Origin of the sequence: Geobacillus sp. E263 (assembly GCF_007197795.1) — a bacterium.
GTDB lineage: Bacteria > Bacillota > Bacilli > Bacillales > Anoxybacillaceae > Parageobacillus_B > Parageobacillus_B toebii.
Map to the genome: position 1 here is coordinate 144,359 of NZ_CP041632.1, position 16,355 is coordinate 160,713.

19 protein-coding genes are annotated in these 16,355 nt (G+C 46.0%); 17 read left to right on the forward strand and 2 right to left on the reverse strand.

The window, feature by feature from the left end; all coding sequences use genetic code 11:
* Window positions 1-116 precede the first annotated feature (116 nt).
* Window positions 117-1,025 (forward strand): stage II sporulation protein SpoIIQ, encoded by a 909-nt coding sequence (gene spoIIQ, locus FNL97_RS00725; protein WP_062678113.1) that lies wholly within the window; start codon window positions 117-119, stop codon window positions 1,023-1,025.
* Window positions 1,026-1,145: 120 nt separating this feature from the next.
* Window positions 1,146-2,750, forward strand: coding sequence for a gamma-glutamyltransferase family protein (locus tag FNL97_RS00730; protein WP_143414800.1), 1,605 nt, complete (start codon window positions 1,146-1,148; stop codon window positions 2,748-2,750).
* 58 nt (window positions 2,751-2,808) lie between these two features.
* Here the strand turns inward: FNL97_RS00730 and FNL97_RS00735 are convergent, their stop codons facing one another.
* Window positions 2,809-3,297: a BsuPI-related putative proteinase inhibitor gene (locus FNL97_RS00735; RefSeq protein WP_062678111.1), complete on the reverse strand. Its 489-nt coding sequence runs from the start codon at window positions 3,295-3,297 to the stop codon at window positions 2,809-2,811.
* A gap of 296 nt (window positions 3,298-3,593) precedes the next feature.
* Between FNL97_RS00735 and spoIIID the strand changes: the two genes are divergently transcribed.
* The 11 genes from spoIIID to FNL97_RS00790 all read left to right on the forward strand — a co-directional run bounded on the left by spoIIID (window position 3,594) and on the right by FNL97_RS00790 (window position 11,350).
* Entirely contained in the window at window positions 3,594-3,857 is a 264-nt protein-coding gene (gene spoIIID / locus FNL97_RS00740; RefSeq protein ID WP_008880665.1) for a sporulation transcriptional regulator SpoIIID, read from the forward strand.
* Window positions 3,858-3,973: 116 nt separating this feature from the next.
* Window positions 3,974-4,975 (forward strand): rod shape-determining protein, encoded by a 1,002-nt coding sequence (locus FNL97_RS00745; RefSeq protein WP_143414801.1) that lies wholly within the window; start codon window positions 3,974-3,976, stop codon window positions 4,973-4,975.
* Between the two features lie 110 nt (window positions 4,976-5,085).
* On the forward strand, window positions 5,086-5,922 hold the full coding sequence (locus tag FNL97_RS00750) for a flagellar hook-basal body protein (RefSeq protein WP_143414802.1): 837 nt from the start codon (window positions 5,086-5,088) through the stop codon (window positions 5,920-5,922).
* A 19-nt stretch (window positions 5,923-5,941) separates the two neighbouring features.
* The gene (locus tag FNL97_RS00755; RefSeq protein WP_172713557.1) at window positions 5,942-6,793 is read left to right on the forward strand and encodes a flagellar hook-basal body protein; all 852 of its coding nucleotides are present in this window, start codon (window positions 5,942-5,944) and stop codon (window positions 6,791-6,793) included.
* 12 nt (window positions 6,794-6,805) lie between these two features.
* Window positions 6,806-7,054 carry a DNA-directed RNA polymerase subunit beta gene (locus FNL97_RS00760; RefSeq protein WP_062678107.1) on the forward strand — a complete coding sequence of 83 codons (249 nt, stop codon included), beginning with the start codon at window positions 6,806-6,808 and terminating at the stop codon, window positions 7,052-7,054.
* Window positions 7,055-7,082: 28 nt separating this feature from the next.
* Window positions 7,083-7,520: a 3-hydroxyacyl-ACP dehydratase FabZ gene (gene fabZ / locus FNL97_RS00765; RefSeq protein WP_015865286.1), complete on the forward strand. Its 438-nt coding sequence runs from the start codon at window positions 7,083-7,085 to the stop codon at window positions 7,518-7,520.
* 102 nt (window positions 7,521-7,622) lie between these two features.
* Window positions 7,623-8,402, forward strand: a complete 780-nt coding sequence (locus FNL97_RS00770) for a coiled-coil domain-containing protein (RefSeq protein WP_143414803.1) — start codon at window positions 7,623-7,625, stop codon at window positions 8,400-8,402.
* Window positions 8,403-8,490: 88 nt separating this feature from the next.
* On the forward strand, window positions 8,491-8,856 hold the full coding sequence (locus FNL97_RS00775; protein ID WP_143414804.1) for a hypothetical protein: 366 nt from the start codon (window positions 8,491-8,493) through the stop codon (window positions 8,854-8,856).
* Window positions 8,857-9,079: 223 nt separating this feature from the next.
* Window positions 9,080-9,823 (forward strand): YveK family protein, encoded by a 744-nt coding sequence (locus FNL97_RS00780; RefSeq protein WP_143414805.1) that lies wholly within the window; start codon window positions 9,080-9,082, stop codon window positions 9,821-9,823.
* A complete protein-coding gene (locus FNL97_RS00785) occupies window positions 9,813-10,511 on the forward strand; it encodes a CpsD/CapB family tyrosine-protein kinase (RefSeq protein WP_143414806.1) in 699 nt (232 codons plus the stop codon). Before FNL97_RS00780 ends, FNL97_RS00785 begins: the two co-directional genes overlap by 11 nt.
* Before the next feature lie 62 nt (window positions 10,512-10,573).
* Window positions 10,574-11,350: an SGNH/GDSL hydrolase family protein gene (locus FNL97_RS00790; protein ID WP_286173429.1), complete on the forward strand. Its 777-nt coding sequence runs from the start codon at window positions 10,574-10,576 to the stop codon at window positions 11,348-11,350.
* 37 nt (window positions 11,351-11,387) lie between these two features.
* On the opposite strand, the gene tagU is transcribed toward FNL97_RS00790, so the two are convergent.
* Window positions 11,388-12,320, reverse strand: coding sequence for a polyisoprenyl-teichoic acid--peptidoglycan teichoic acid transferase TagU (gene tagU / locus FNL97_RS00795; RefSeq protein WP_143414808.1), 933 nt, complete (start codon window positions 12,318-12,320; stop codon window positions 11,388-11,390).
* 247 nt (window positions 12,321-12,567) lie between these two features.
* On the opposite strand from tagU, the gene FNL97_RS00800 reads away from it, so the two are divergent.
* The 4 genes from FNL97_RS00800 (at window position 12,568) to FNL97_RS00815 (ending at window position 16,335) form a co-directional block, all read left to right on the forward strand.
* Entirely contained in the window at window positions 12,568-13,332 is a 765-nt protein-coding gene (locus tag FNL97_RS00800) for a tyrosine-protein phosphatase (protein ID WP_143414809.1), read from the forward strand.
* A gap of 691 nt (window positions 13,333-14,023) precedes the next feature.
* Complete coding sequence (locus tag FNL97_RS00805) at window positions 14,024-14,620, forward strand: hypothetical protein (RefSeq protein WP_143414810.1); 597 nt, start codon at window positions 14,024-14,026, stop codon at window positions 14,618-14,620.
* A 112-nt stretch (window positions 14,621-14,732) separates the two neighbouring features.
* Window positions 14,733-15,620: a UTP--glucose-1-phosphate uridylyltransferase GalU gene (gene galU, locus FNL97_RS00810; RefSeq protein ID WP_143414811.1), complete on the forward strand. Its 888-nt coding sequence runs from the start codon at window positions 14,733-14,735 to the stop codon at window positions 15,618-15,620.
* A gap of 40 nt (window positions 15,621-15,660) precedes the next feature.
* Window positions 15,661-16,335: an exopolysaccharide biosynthesis polyprenyl glycosylphosphotransferase gene (locus FNL97_RS00815; protein WP_143414812.1), complete on the forward strand. Its 675-nt coding sequence runs from the start codon at window positions 15,661-15,663 to the stop codon at window positions 16,333-16,335.
* Window positions 16,336-16,355 lie beyond the last annotated feature (20 nt).

A 16,355-nucleotide genomic window follows, 5' to 3' on the forward strand; every position in this document is an offset into this window, starting at 1 on the left:
ATGCCTCTATTTTTTTGCATAAAATCACGCATTTTTTCAAAAAATAAATGAAAAAATTGTTTTTTCGTGTATATATTTTCCTCTTTCTGTTCAAAATGGTTGCTGAGGTGATGAACATGAGAGAGGAAGAAAAGAATCCAATTTCTCCAAAGAAACCAAGTTTACAACGTTTGTTCAGAAAGCGTTGGGTGTTTCCAGCTATCTATTTAACATGCGCCGCCCTCATTGTAGCAGGAGCGCTCTGGTTCCAAAACAAACAGGACGAAAAAACTAAAAAAGACGAATACGAATACAGCCAAGCAGGCACTTCGCAACAAAATGAGCCGGCCGTTCCAGTCAACGAAGCGGTAGAAAAATTCGCGATGCCGGTTCTTGATCCAAATTCCGTGGAAATCCAAAAACCGTTCTACGATTACCATGCGTCAAAAGAAGAACAGGAAGCAGCTCTCGTCTTTTATGATAATACGTATCATCCAAACCGCGGAATCGATATCGTGAGAAAGGACGGCAAAGCGTTTGATGTTACTGCTTCGTTAAGCGGTACAGTAACCAAAGCGGAAAAAGATCCGATTTTAGGTCATGTCGTGGAAATCGACCATGAAAACGGCGTCGTCACCGTTTACCAATCGCTTGCCGATGTGAAAGTGAAAGCTGGAGATACGGTAAAACAGGGACAAGTGATCGGAAAAGCGGGACAAAGCCAATTTAACCAAGAAGCCGGCATTCATGCTCACTTTGAAATCCGCAAAGACAATAAGCCGGTCAACCCGATTGATTACATCGACCAACCGTTTACAGCGCTAACGGAACAAAAAGCTGGAAACGAAAACGCGACTGAACAAAACAATGCAACGTCAACCGATGAGCAAACAAAAGAAAACGAACAAACAACATCTGATGAACAAAGCCAGTTGAATGAAGAAACACCGTCAACGGAACAATCAACCGATGAAGAAACAACGACACCGAGCGATGAACAATCTTACAAAACGCCAGACGCCTCGATCGGCATGGCAAGAACGTAAACCATCGCCTGTTTCCTTCCTATTAGATGGAGGGAAGCAGGCGATTTTTTTATGAAAAAAGGAAAAACATTTCGGAAAGCGAATAATAGCGATAGATTCACTGGTATAGGGGGGAATGCAATGGACTATTTACACTATCCGTATCCGTCACAGCGGATGACGACGTTTGCGGCAAACGGCATGGTGGCGACATCACAGCCGCTCGCGGCGCAAGCGGGGCTAGAAATACTAAAAAAAGGCGGAAATGCCATCGATGCGGCGATTGCGGCCGCCGCGTGCTTAACGGTGGTGGAGCCAACATCCAACGGCATCGGCAGCGATGCGTTCGCGATCGTTTGGACGAACGGAAAGCTTTATGGGCTAAATGCAAGCGGGTACTCGCCGAAGTCGATTTCTATCGAAGCAGTAAAAGAGCGCGGATATAAAGAAATTCCAAAACACGGCTGGATTCCGGTCACCGTCCCGGGCGCGCCGGCGGCGTGGGCCGCGTTATCCGAACGATTCGGGAAGCTCCCGCTTACCGAAGTGTTAAAACCCGCCATTGACTACGCGGAAAACGGCTATCCGGTGTCCCCGACGTTAGGGAAGCACTGGCAGGCCGCATTTCAAACATATCAAAAAACGTTAAAAGGCCCGGAGTTTGCCAGCTGGTTTGAAACGTTCGCGCCAAACGGACGCGCTCCAAAAATCGGGGAAATATGGGCGTCCAAACATCATGCCAATACGCTTCGCCTCATTGCGGAAACGAATGCAGAAAGCTTTTACCGCGGCGAATTAGCGGAAAAAATCGCGGCCTATTCCAAACAATATAACGGCTTTTTAGATATCGATGATTTAGCGGAATATGAAGTGGAATGGGTCGAGCCGATTTCGGTTCATTACCGTGGTTATGACGTATGGGAAATCCCGCCGAACGGACAAGGACTTGTCGCCTTAATGGCGCTGAATATCATGAAAGGGTTCGCCGTTCCAGAAACGCCAACGGTCGCGACATACCACCAGCAAATCGAAGCGATGAAGCTGGCGTTTGCCGACGGAACGGCTTTTATTACCGACCGCCGTTATATGCAATATCGCGTCGAAGAATTATTGTCCGAATCATTTGCTAAGGCAAGACGAGCGCTTATTGGAGAAGAAGCATTGCTTCCAAAGCCGGGAACGCCTCCAAAAGGAGGGACGGTCTATTTAGCCACTGCGGACGGCGACGGCAATATGGTATCGTTTATTCAAAGCAATTACATGGGCTTTGGCTCCGGCCTTGTTGTGCCAGGCACGGGCATCGCCCTGCAAAACCGCGGGCATAATTTTTCCTTTGATGAACATCATGTAAACCGGCTGGCCCCAAGGAAAAAACCGTACCATACGATCATTCCGGGGTTTTTAACAAAAGGAAACGAGCCGGTCGGACCGTTCGGCGTCATGGGCGGATTTATGCAGCCGCAAGGGCATTTGCAAGTCGTGATGAACATGATTGACTTCCATCTTAATCCGCAAGCGGCGCTCGATGCGCCAAGATGGCAATGGGTTGAAGGAAAAAAGGTGCTCGTTGAACCTCATTTCCCTCGCCATATTGCCGAAGCGCTGGCACGAAAAGGGCATGAAATCCATGTTTCCCTCGATTCCGGGACATTCGGGCGCGGTCAAATCATTTGGCGGAATCCGCGCACAGGAGTGCTCGCGGGCGGTACAGAGCCGCGCACGGATGGAGCGATAGCGGCATGGTAAAAGAAATCATCTTAAAAACGAAACCTGCCTTGTTGGAAAGAGGCAGGTTTTCATATGCTTATTCTACCGTAAACATAATCGTCGCTTTTGCGTTTGGCCAATTTTTATCCGCAAGCCACCATTCGAGCTTGTAATTTCCTTTTGGCAAATCGGCAAACGTTTCGGTAAAAACGAGCGCTTCTCCTTGTTTTAACGGACGTTCTTCATAAATTTGCGTAAACATTTTCCCTTCGCTGAACTGTTTCACTTTTTTTCCGTCGCGGTACAAAATGTAATCATATTTTTTTCCGCTCGTAAACGTCACTGTTTGCACGCGATTGGTTTGATTTTTTACCGTAAACGTCACCACGTAATTTCCATCTTTTTTCTCATACGTTAATGAAGGTTTGAGCGTCCCATTGCTCATCCCTCGCTCTACTTGCGATTTTGCTTGCGAAGCCTCCTCTTTTGCCTTTGGCCGTTCTCCTCCATTGTTGGAAAAAAGCATACCGATTGCCGCCACCCCCACAGCGATGACCGCTAGCCCGATCATCCGCCCTTTTCCCATAAAGCTCACTCCTTTCTATATATAGTCGTCCCCATTTTTCATCTTGTTACAAGAAACGAAAAAAATTATGAAAAAATCCTTGTCCTCCTTGATATTTCTGGCATATATGCCCGATATGTCTAATAAACTGTTACAAATTGAACAACAACGAGAGTGTTTGAGGTGGGGATCGTTCATAACAGCACGGATACAAGCTCTAGATATTTTCGAAATGCACAAGCAGAAGTGGTTTTCATCATCCACGAGGCGAGTCTCATTTCACACTCCTCACATCCAACTTAGGGAGGGCGAGTGGTGTGCACGATTACATCAAAGAGCGTACTATCAAGATTGGAAAGTACATCGTGGAGACGAGGAAAACCGTTCGCGTGATCGCGAAAGAATTCGGGGTTTCCAAAAGTACGGTTCACAAAGATTTAACAGAGCGGCTCCCTGAAATTAACCCGGAGCTGGCACAGGAAGTCAAACAAATTCTCGATTACCATAAATCGATTCGCCATTTGCGCGGGGGGGAAGCGACAAAGAAAAAATATAAAAAACAAGCCGTGAAAAATAACTAAGAAGTTTTCTTCCTTGCGTCATACCTTCGTAACAAAAATAGTATGATTCTCCTAATAGAATATGGTAAAATAACCAATTAGGAGTGATTTGAGGGTAGAGGCAAGGAGGATCATATATGTTCTCGAGGGATATTGGGATTGACCTTGGCACGGCGAACGTACTCATTTTTGTCAAGGGAAAAGGAATCGTGTTAAATGAGCCGTCCGTTGTCGCGATTGATAAAAATACAAACAAGGTGCTGGCTGTCGGCGAAGAAGCGAGACGAATGGTAGGACGTACTCCTGGGAATATCGTTGCCATTCGGCCGCTAAAAGATGGAGTAATCGCCGATTTCGACATCACGGAAGCGATGTTGAAATACTTCTTAAACAAGCTCAACGTCAAAGGCTTTTTCGCCAAACCGCGCATTTTAATTTGTTGCCCGTCGAATACGACATCGGTGGAACGGAAAGCGATCAAAGAGGCAGCGGAAAAAAGCGGCGGCAAAAAAGTTTACTTAGAAGAAGAGCCAAAAGTAGCGGCCATTGGCGCGGGAATGGATATTTTCCAGCCATGTGGGAATATGGTAGTCGATATTGGCGGTGGCACAACCGATGTGGCAGTCCTCTCGATGGGAGACATTGTCACCGCCTCCTCCATTAAAATGGCTGGGGACAAGTTTGACATGGAAATTTTGCATTACATCAAGCGGGAATATAAGCTGTTAATTGGGGAACGAACCGCAGAAGAAATTAAAATCAAAGTCGCAACTGTATTCCCAGGCGCACGTGATGAGGAAATTGACGTCCGGGGCCGCGATCTTGTCACAGGCTTGCCGCGCACGATCACGATCCGCTCTGGGGAAATTGAAAAAGCGCTTCGTGAATCGGTCGCGATGATTGTACAAGCTGCCAAAAGCGTATTAGAGCGCACCCCGCCAGAATTGTCAGCCGATATTATTGACCGCGGCATTATTTTAACGGGCGGCGGCGCGCTGTTGCACGGCATTGACCAATTGCTTGCCGAGGAACTAAAAGTACCTGTGCTTATCGCGGAAAATCCGATGGATTGCGTTGCGCTCGGAACGGGGCTCATGCTTGAAAACATCGACCGCGCGCCAAAGCAAAGTTTTGCGTAATTTTTTGATGAACAAAGCGAATAGATGCCGTTAGGAATTGGTACCTATTCGCTTTTTTCGCCCCACTGTCTTATAATGGTAATATATGACCACATGCGAGGTGACATCCCTTGTTGCGAGGGTTTTATACAGCGGCCAGCGGCATGATGGCCCAGCAGCGCCGCATCGAAATGTGGACAAACAATATCGCCAACGCCAATACGCCTGGATACAAGTCTGACCAAGCGGCATTGCGCGCATTTCCGGAACTGCTTCTTTCGCGATTGGACAAGGCAACCGTGCCAACGAAAACGCCGCGTTCATTTCCGTTGCAGCCAACGATTGGTTCGATCAACACAGGCGTCTATATGCAAGAACTCATCCCGAATTTCCGCCAAGGCGATATAAAAGAAACCGGACAGCCAACCGACATTGCGCTGATCAACGGGACGCTTCCTGTTGATGCGGAAACGGGGAAGGAAGGAACGCTGTTTTTCGTCGTGCAAAACGAAAACGGTGACATCCGCTATACGAGAAACGGCAATTTCACCTTGAATCCACAAGGTTTTTTAACGACGAACGACGGCTGGTACGTATTAGATGAAAACGGCCGGCGCATCCAGCTCCCAAGCACGAATTTTGCCGTGAACGCTGATGGAACGATTGTCGCAAACAACACCCGCATCGCAAGAATCAACATTGCGTTTGCGGCGAATCCAAATACGCTTGTCAAAGAAGGAAACGGCTTATTCCGCAGCGAAAACGGCGTCTTGCCGAGCGCGCTGAATAATCCGAACGTTACATATACGCTGAAACAAGGCTTTTTAGAACGATCAAACGTGGACCTCAACCGCGCGATGACGGAAATGCTTTCTGCATACCGCGCTTTTGAAGCAAACCAAAAAATCGTACAAGCTTATGATCGAAGCATGGATAAAGCCGTGAACGAAATCGGGCGGCTCAAATAACGAGTAGGGGGATCAATACGTGTTACGTTCGATGATTACCGCTGCCAATACGATGGCGCAGCTCGGGCAGCAGCTCGACGTCATTAGCAACAACATCGCCAACAGCAACACAACCGGATTTAAACGGCGCGAAACGAACTTCGGCGAACTGCTTGCCCAACAATTTACGAATTTACCAAATGACAAGGCCACTCGCCTTACCCCAAACGGCGTACGGTACGGCGTCGGCGCGCGCCTTGCCGAAACAAACCTCGTGCTTGCACAAGGGGCGCTGACGAAAACGGACCGCGCCTTAGACGTTGCCCTTGCAAAAGAAGGACAATTTTTCCGCGTCCTCGTCCAAGGAGAAAATGGCGCGCAAGAAATCGGCTATACAAGATCTGGCGCATTTTATTTAACTCCGTCCGCTGAAAATCCAAATGAGCTGATGCTGGTCACAAGCGATGGCCATCCAGTGCTTGACGAAAACAATGCGCCGATTTTGCTTCCGGAAGGCTTTAAAAACATTGCAATTTCCAATAATGGCACCATTGCCGCTGTCGCTTCCGACGGCCGTGTGATGACAAGAGCCAATATCGGCATTACAACGATATTGCGGCCGCAGCTGTTGCAATCGGTCGGCGATAATATATTTACCCTCCCGGATTTAAACGCGCTGAACGTCAATGAAACCGATGTCGCGGTGAACATGATCGGCAATTTGCGCAATCAAATCAGCATGACGCAGGGCGCTCTCGAACAATCGAACGTCGACCTCAGCGCGGAATTAACCGATATGATGATCACGGAGCGCTCGTACCAATTGAATGCCCGCGCGATTTCCCTTTCCGACCAAATGCTTGGTTTAATTAACGGAATCCGTTCATCATAAGGGGACATTTATATGAATGAACAACACCAAGAAGAAAAACAAGAGCATAAAGAAGAAGCGAAGACAGAGCGCCGCCGCAAATTTCAGCGCACCCGCCTCATTCCGATTTGGCTTCGCCTCGTGATCGTTTTTGTCCTGATGACGGTGAGTCTTGCCGCTGGCGCGATGATCGGCTATGGCGTGATCGGCGATGGCAGCCCGTTTGATGTCTTTAAACGCTCGACATGGCAGCACATCATCGATTTTGTCGAGAAGCAATAACAAGGCGAACATAGAAAGGAGACTATGTATGCTTGACATCCAACAAATTCAAGCGATCATTCCGCACCGCTATCCGTTTTTATTAGTGGACCGCATCTTGGAAATCGAAGAAGGAAAACGCGCCGTCGGCATCAAAAACGTCAGTGCCAACGAATCATTTTTCGTCGGCCATTTTCCGGAATATCCGGTCATGCCTGGCGTCTTAATCGTTGAGGCATTGGCGCAAGTCGGCGCGGTCGCGATGCTGAAAAAAGAAGAAAACCGCGGACGCCTCGCCTTTTTCACCGGCATCGACAACTGCCGCTTTAAAAAGCAAGTAAAACCAGGTGACCAGCTTCGCCTTGAAGTCGAAATCATCCGCGCCAAAGGCCCGATCGGAAAAGGAAAAGGTGTCGCAACAGTGGACGGCGAACTCGTTTGCGAAACGGAAATTATGTTCGCCCTTGGCGACAAGAAAAACGACTGATGCCTCGCTCTCCTTTCGGCAGCGAAAGGAGAGCCTATTTTGTTTGTCCGGGAAAGCTGATTTTTGTGGTAAAATGGACGTCAAGAAGGAGGTGAGGAGACGGTGGAGCGGCTGATGGAACAAATTCTTTTTGAGTTGAAAGAAATGCGTGTGGATCTAAACGAAGTGAAGCAAGGCCAAAAGCAATTAGAATCGGACATTCGCGAGCTGCGCGCAGGTCAAAAGCAATTAGAATCGGACATTCGCGAGCTTCGCGCAGGTCAAAAGCAATTAGAATCGGACATTCGCGAGTTGCGCGCAGGCCAAAAGCAATTAGAATCGGACATTCGCGAGCTTCGCGCAGGTCAAAAGCAATTAGAATCGGACATTCGCGAGCTGCGCGCAGGCCAAAAGCAATTAGAATCGGACATTCACGAGCTGCGCGCAGGCCAAGAGCAATTAGAATCGGACATTTGCGAGCTGCGCGCAGGCCAAAAGCAATTAGAATCGGACATTCGCGAGCTGCGCACAGGCCAAAAGCAATTAGAATCGGACATTCACGAGCTTCGCGCAGGCCAAGAGCAGCTGGAATCGGATGTACGTGAACTTCACTTAGGCCAACAACAGCTAAAGTCCGATGTTCGCACGTTGCAGAAGGCGGTTGCTGAACTCCAGGAGGGGCAAGTGCGGGTCGAACAAACCATCGACAAACTTTCTCAAAGTATCATTGACAACTTAGCTCCTTATTTTGACACAATTACCCACCATATCGATGAACGATATGAAGAAATAAACGAGAAATTACAGCGCCACGACCGGATGATCGAAACCCTCTCCTATCGTTCCCTCGCGCAAGAAACCGAACTCAAAGACTTCAAAAGAATGATACAAAATTCCTCATAAAATGCATGAATTTCTCCTTTCTGGGAAACATAAGCAAGGACCGGTCTTTACATAAGGTCAACAACATTCCCAGAAAGGAGAAGAACCGATGAAGAAAAAGTGGCTTTTATTCAAACTGCTCAGCGCTTTCGTCGCCCTATTCATTGCGGCTGGCTGCAATGGTGACAATGACAACGACAATCCGCCGCCGCCAAACAACAACGTGGATCAAAATGACAATAACAACATCAACGATCGGGACATGAACCCGGCGGACGACATCAATCAAAACGATGACGCCGACAACGATATGAACAATAACGGCGATCTCAATGACAATAAAAATGATCAATTGCCGCCAGGCGACGATACGAACAACACACCAGGCGATGATGAAAACGATAACGTTCCGGACCGTGAAGACCCAATCGAAGACCCGCAAGATGCAAATGATAAAGACAATAAAGACGAATAATGAAACAAGGTTGCCCTACAAGCAAGGGGCAGCCTTATTTTATTTATGCGAAGACGCAATTTTTGTCAGCGGATGACCAGGCTACAATCATATTGTGAACGCTTTCTTAGCTACACAGGAAAAAATGTTGCCTAGATATATCTATCCTTATCGTTTATAATGGTTACGGTATGATATTTGTTAGACGACAAGGGATTTATTTCTAGGAGGTATAATCATCATTATGGAAGAAACCATCAGCCTGCGCGAACTGTTCGAAACATTGCGGAAACGTTTAATGCTTATCGTACTCATTACTGCCTTAGCGACAATTATAAGCGGCGTAGTCAGCTACTTTTTTTTAACGCCGATTTACCAAGCATCGACACAAATCTTAGTCAACCAGGCAAAATCGGAACAGCAGTTATACAATTATAACGAAATTCAAACGAACGTGCAGTTGATTAATACGTATAGCGTCATTATAAAAAGCCCGACAATTCTCGAAAAAGTAAAAGAAGAATTAAACTTGGACCTTACAGTGGACAAGCTCAACGAACAAATCCAAGTTTCAAGTGAAAAAGATTCGCAAGTGTTCTCGGTGACCGTTCAAGACCCGGATCCTGCCATGGCCGCCAAAATCGCCAACAAAACGGCAGACGTCTTTAAAAACGAAATCGTCAAAATTATGAACATCGACAACGTCACGATTCTTTCGAAGGCCGAAGTAAAAGAGAATCAGGCGCCCGTGAAGCCGAAACCGATGTTGAACATGGCGATTGCCTTTGTCGTTGGTTTGATGACCGGCGTTGGACTTGCCTTTTTACTGGAATATTTGGATAACACGATCAAAACAGAAGCAGATGTCGAAAAACATCTTGGACTGCCAGTGCTCGGTGCAGTAAGCATCATTTCGATGGAAGAATCGAGAAAAGCGAAAAAACAAGTAAGCATGGTGAAAACAAGAGGTGAAACCATTGGCTCGTAGAGATCGGAAAAAAATACAAAAAATAGAGCGAAGTTTAATTACGATGGAAGACCCGAAATCGCCAATTTCGGAACAATACCGGACGATTCGGACGAACGTGCAATTCTCGTTTGTCGACAAAACGATGCGTTCCCTAATGGTCACTTCGGCAGGTCCTGGGGAAGGAAAATCAACGACAGCGGCAAACTTAGCGATTGTCTTCGCCCAACAAGGGAAAAAAGTGTTATTGATTGACGCGGACTTGCGCAAGCCGACGATGCATTACACGTTCCGCCTAAACAACTATACGGGGTTGACCAATGTACTAACCAACTCCGCGCCGTTATTGCCGTCATGTCAAGAAACGAGTGTAGAAAATTTATATGTTCTTACATCCGGCCCCATTCCGCCAAACCCAGCGGAGCTTCTGAGCTCCAAGACGATGGAACAATGCATACAACAACTGTATAACGAATTTGACTTGCTCATTTTTGACACGCCACCGGTGTTGGCGGTGACGGACTCGCAAATTTTAGCGAATCAATGCGACGGGACAATATTGGTCATCGAAAGCGGCGGAACGGAAATCGAGGCTGCCGTAAAAGCGAAGGAACTATTGGAAGCGGCCAACGCGAAACTGCTTGGCGTTGTGCTGAACAAACGGAAACACCGCGAAGGCGGCTACTACTATTACTATCGATATAAATAAGGAAGGGAGGCTTCCCGATGATGGGAAGCCTTCGATATGGTGCATAGAGGGTGAGAGTGATCGTGAAAAATTTTCTCTTAACGGTGTTGCTTTTGGTAAGCTGCGTGTCATTTATTATAGCGGGGCAGCTGTATTGGCAGAAAAAAATTGATGACACGGTGAAGCAGGCGATGGCCGAAGCACCCAAGCAAGAAGCAATCGAAAATGAAAGCAAGCTGATGAAATATGCAGCTCAGCTGCCTTCCGAAGTGCAAAACAAGATCAAAAATGCGATCCATACAAACCACCCGGTGCGGCTTGTCATTGTCGGTTCGAAAGCCATTTCTTCTTCCGAGAAAAGCTGGCCGGCTTTGTTCAAAAACGAATTGGAATCTACATACGGTCAACAAGTATTCGAAGTGGTCGTCAAAGAATATGGAGATATGACAACGAAAGAAGCATTAGAGGCGAATGTAGACAAAGAAATCATCGATGCGAAGCCAGATATTTTGTTATGGGAGTCGTTTTTATTAAACAATAACGGTGTCATCGAAATCGAAGATACGCTGCAACAGATTGACACCATCATCCAAAACATCCAATCCGCATTGCCGGATGTGACGGTGATGCTGCAGCCGCCGCATCCGATTTATAACGCTACATATTACCCAACCCAAGTGGAAGAGCTTAAAACGTTCGCGAAAGAAAAAGGATACACTTACTTAGACCATTGGAAAGCATGGCCGGATTACAAAAGCGAAGAGCTCAACGATGTTGTCAATGAAAACACAGACTTGCCAAATGAACGAGGCCACCAGCTATGGGCGGATTTTTTGATCAACTATTTTATCGCCAAATAAGAAGCGCACCACACTTTCATGCGGTGCGCTTTCCTTATTACGATGATGTTTTCAATTCCAAATGCTCTTTTAATTTATTCGAAATCGCTAGTCTCTCTTCTTCTGGAACAATCAAGTAATAAGTACCGTTAATTTTCGTCCCTTTTCCGGTAATATGAAGCTGCTCAATATGGCGGCGGGCCTCTTTATAGTTCGCTTGAATCTCTTGCATTTCGTCAAACGTTAAATTTGTTTTCATGTTTTTTCCGATTGCTGCTAACACTTCATCATAATTTGTAAGGGAAGAAAAGCTCGCCCCTTTTTGAATGATCGCTTCAATAATTTGCTTTTGCCGGTCTTGGCGGCCAAAATCACCACGCGGGTCGCTTTTGCGCATGCGCGAATATTTCAACGCTTTCTCCCCGTTTAACGTAATTTCTCCTTTCGGGAACGTCACCCCTTCATACGTAAACGCAAACGGGTTGTTTACCGTTACACCGCCGACCGCATCGACAATATCGCGGAAGCTTTCCATGTTGACTTTAATATAATAGTCAATCGGAATATCTAAGAAATGTTCGACGGTCGCCATTGTCATCTCTACGCCGCCAAACGCATACGAGTGATTGATTTTATCTTTTTTGCCTTTTCCGATGATTTCCGTGCGTGTATCGCGCGGAATACTGACCATTTCTATTGATTTTTTATTTGGATTGACCGTCATCACAATTAACGAATCAGCGCGGCCGCGGTCTCCTTTCCTCTCATCGACGCCAATTAACAAAATGGAAATTGGTGTTTTCTCCTTAAATGATACTTCGTCATCCCGCTTATCGGATTTCCAGTCTACATTTTCATACATTTGATTTGCCGTCTGTTTTACATGGTGATAGATCGAATAAGCGTATGCTCCAATACCGATGAGAAGGGCAGCGACAATCCCGCCAACCCAGCGCAGCCATTTTTTCTTTTTTCGACGTTTTGCTCTCATGTGCAACCTTCCTTTTAGCATCAAATTTGCATGTTGCTATTAAGATTATAGAGTGTTTTTTCATGCTATACAACCAGGAGAAGTATAACAATTAGGAATTCTTTACTATCATAACCACAAGTTTCTCAAAAATGCAAAAAATATCTTATATTCGACAAAATTCTACAAAATACACTGATTGATAGTGCTAACTTCCTATGCTAACATAATAGTTGTTTGGTTAGTCGAATAGCAAGGAGGAGCGAGGATGATCGATATACATAGTCATATTTTACCTGGCGTCGATGACGGCGCGCAAACAATCGAAGATGCTATAGCAATGGCACGCGCCGCGGTGAAAGAAGGAATTACGACCATCATCGCGACTCCTCATCATAAAAACGGAAAATACGAAAATCCGAAACACTCCATCATCACATTAGCCGCACAATTGAACGATATCATGAAGCAGCACGATATTCCGATTACGGTACTGCCGGGGCAGGAGGTCCGTATTCATGGGGATTTATTGAAAAACTTAGAAGCAAACGAAATCATGACCCTAGCAGAAACTTCGTATTTATTCATCGAATTCCCTGCAGACCACGTACCCCGTTATGCCGAACAGCTATTGTTTGATTTACAGCTAAAAGGCATGATCCCAATTATCGTACACCCAGAGAGAAATGCAGAAATCATCGAACGTCCGGAGCGTCTCTACCAACTGGTGAAACGAGGCGTGCTGACACAGCTGACGGCTTCAAGTGTATCAGGACATTTCGGAAAAAAAATAAAAAAATTTTCCTTACAGCTGATAGAAGCAAACTTAGCGCATTTCATCGCTTCTGATGCGCATAATACGACAACCCGTCCATTCCGTATGCGGGAAGCATACGATGTCATCAACAAGGAATTTGGCATGAACGCCGTGTATTTCTTCCAAGAAAACGCCGAGCTTCTCATCCGCGGGCAAGCGGTCTATCGCGAAGAGCCGGAACGAATAAAAAAGAAAAAGTTTTTAGGCTTGTTCTAATATGTTTTATGGTAACATCGTTGTCATAAAACATATTTTTCTTTTCTCCTGTTTTTGTCGAATCGTTGCTGATTTCTACGAACGATGGCAAAAATGGGGGCGAAAGATGGATGAAAAAATGACGCAATAATGGTAATCTATGTGAAATAGAAAAGAGATTATGGGACTAGGCAGTCGCCTGCGCTTTTCGATTTCGGTGATGTCTAGCTTCGCCGCCTAGCTCTCTTGTGCCAAATAACCTTCTCCCTTGAAGTGCAAGCACTTCCACGGTCGAAGAACATTTGGCTTCGGGGGAGCCAGGATGGCGACATTTCGCCGTTGCCCGCAGGACGCGGGCCGCTTTTAGGCGAAATTGGGGCGGCTCAGCTTTTCGGTGATGTCTAGTTCCAGCGGCTATCCCCTCGCGACGCTTCGGTCCTGCTGTGGCGGCGACAGCCTCCTCGCAGGCCCTCCAGCGCGTCTCGGGGATAAGCAAGCCGCCTCCACTTTTCGCGGTGATGTCTCCTTACCGTTATCAATGGAGGCACTCGGCCATGCCGTGGGTGGGGACGATGACGGTCCTGCCACCTTAGACGCTAGTCGTCGAGGGTGTGGTGTGAGGGCGGGTTAGATGCCCGGTTTTTATCTATATTTTTGTTTATGCCTCTGTTGGACATGTTATAATGGGAGAAAGGGGAAAGGAGGGGTGAAGATGAGTCAAGAATTGAGAGATTTGCTGCGTTCGGTTTTGAAGGAAGAATTAGAACCGATTCGAGATAGGCTAGACCGTGTTGAGCAAACACAGCAAAAATTAAGCAGCGATGTCGGACAAATTCAGAAGGATGTTGCTAGGCTGCAGCAAGGCCAGCAAGAACTGCGCAATGATGTAGCTCAACTGCAAAATAATGTATCTCAACTCCAAAATGATGTCTCCCAACTTCAAAACGATGTTGCCCAACTTCAACAAGGTCAACGGGCACTCCAGCAAGACGTTGCGCAACTTCAAGAAGGCCAGCATGCGTTACAGCATGATGTGGCACAACTGCAAATCGGCCAACAGAAATTAGAACACGAGATGGCCGCCATGAAGCAAACGCTCGGAAATGTGGAGCAGACACAAGAAAAGATCCTTGAGGAACTCCGCATCTCGAAAAACAATCAAGCGCATATTTTGAATGACCTTACAAGCATGAAACAGTCCGTCGAGGTAACTGTCACGTATTTACAAAGGCGGACAGATGTCATGTTCGATAAAATGATCGAACACGAAAGAGAGATTTTAAACTTAAAATCCCATTTGCAAAACTAAGTCCCAACAAAGGGGCTATTTTTATTCGATGCGCATCGACGTATGTTCTATTCATCCAATAGCCCATACGTCGGCGCGTATCGCAAATACATAAAGAAAAGAGGGGTTTTCATTGAAAAAAGTACGCAAAGCGATCATCCCGGCGGCGGGGCTCGGAACAAGATTTTTGCCGGCAACGAAAGCGATGCCGAAAGAAATGCTCCCGATCGTCGATAAACCAACGATTCAATACATCGTTGAAGAAGCGATTGCATCCGGCATTGAAGATATTATTATCGTCACAGGAAAAGGAAAACGTGCGATCGAGGACCATTTCGACAACGCCTATGAACTTGAACACATACTAATGAAACAAGGAAAACTAGACTTGCTTGAAAAAGTAAAAGAACCATCGAAAGTCGACATTCACTACATTCGCCAAAAAGAACCGAAAGGGCTCGGCCACGCCGTCTGGTGCGCGCGCAACTTTATCGGCGACGAACCGTTTGCCGTTCTGCTTGGTGACGATATCGTCCAAGCGGAAACACCGTGCTTAAAACAATTAATTGACCAATATGAACAAACTCTCAGTTCCGTTATTGGTGTCAAAAGAGTGCCTGATAACGAAACGCACCGTTACGGCATCATCGATCCAATTGAACAACACGGACGCCGTTACCAAGTCCGCCAATTCGTCGAAAAACCAGCGCCAGGCACCGCACCATCGAACTTAGCCATCATGGGACGATACATACTCACGCCGGAAATCTTCTTATTCCTTGAAAAACAAGAAGCCGGCGCCGGCGGCGAAATCCAGCTCACCGACGCGATTCAAAAGCTAAACGAAATCCAGCGCGTCTTCGCCTACGAATTCGAAGGCAAGCGCTACGATGTCGGAGAAAAGATCGGGTTTATTAAGACGACGATTGAGTTTGCGGTGCAGCACGATGAGTTAAGAGAAGATTTGCTTCAATTTATGGAACAAGTTCTTAAAAAGGAAAAGGACTTTGGAGAAGTTTAAGGGACTCCTGTAATCAATAATTTAGGAGGAGAGATAGAAAGTGGGGGTTAGCTCCAGCAAAAAAAATGATTTTTTTAGGGAATACGCAGTTGCAATAGATACGCAGTACACAATAAGAAATCAAAAAGCAAACATAAAATATTATCCGTATGTAAAGCGGTTTTTAGATATATTGCTATCATTGTTAGCATTACCAATTGCTATTCCTATTATTTTAATTTTTGCTGTTATTATTAAACTAGAAACACCTGGTCCAGTGTTTTTTCTACAAGAGCGGGTGGGTTTACATGGAAAGTATTTTAAAGTGATCAAATTACGTTCCATGGGAGTAGACGCAGAAAAGAATGGCGCACAATGGGCGACAAAAAATGACCCTCGTGTTACAAAAGTAGGAGCATTTATCCGAAAAACGAGAATTGATGAACTCCCTCAATTATTTAATGTGCTGAAAGGCGATATGAGTTTAATTGGTCCAAGACCGGAAAGACCAATGTTTACCGCGCAATTTAATGAGGAAATTCCAGGCTTTATTGATCGTCTGCAGGTGAAGCCAGGAATTACAGGATGGGCGCAAGTGAATGGGGGATACGACATTACCCCTAGAGAAAAATTAGAATTAGATCGTTATTATATTAATAATATGAGTTTTTGGCTTGATCTTAAAATTATTTTAAAGACAATAAAAGTTTGTATAACAGGTGATGGGGCGAGATAGAACAAATTGGAGGAATACAT

Coding starts and splice junctions, on each gene's coding strand:
- FNL97_RS00745 (WP_143414801.1), top strand. CDS start 3,974: ATGTTCTCGAGGGATATTGGGATTGACCTTGGCACGGCGAACGTACTC.
- FNL97_RS00760 (WP_062678107.1), top strand. CDS start 6,806: ATGAATGAACAACACCAAGAAGAAAAACAAGAGCATAAAGAAGAAGCG.
- FNL97_RS00780 (WP_143414805.1), top strand. CDS start 9,080: ATGGAAGAAACCATCAGCCTGCGCGAACTGTTCGAAACATTGCGGAAA.
- tagU (WP_143414808.1), bottom strand. CDS start 12,320: ATGAGAGCAAAACGTCGAAAAAAGAAAAAATGGCTGCGCTGGGTTGGC.
- FNL97_RS00735 (WP_062678111.1), bottom strand. CDS start 3,297: ATGGGAAAAGGGCGGATGATCGGGCTAGCGGTCATCGCTGTGGGGGTG.
- FNL97_RS00805 (WP_143414810.1), top strand. CDS start 14,024: ATGAGTCAAGAATTGAGAGATTTGCTGCGTTCGGTTTTGAAGGAAGAA.
- fabZ (WP_015865286.1), top strand. CDS start 7,083: ATGCTTGACATCCAACAAATTCAAGCGATCATTCCGCACCGCTATCCG.
- FNL97_RS00800 (WP_143414809.1), top strand. CDS start 12,568: ATGATCGATATACATAGTCATATTTTACCTGGCGTCGATGACGGCGCG.
- FNL97_RS00775 (WP_143414804.1), top strand. CDS start 8,491: ATGAAGAAAAAGTGGCTTTTATTCAAACTGCTCAGCGCTTTCGTCGCC.
- FNL97_RS00730 (WP_143414800.1), top strand. CDS start 1,146: ATGGACTATTTACACTATCCGTATCCGTCACAGCGGATGACGACGTTT.
- spoIIQ (WP_062678113.1), top strand. CDS start 117: ATGAGAGAGGAAGAAAAGAATCCAATTTCTCCAAAGAAACCAAGTTTA.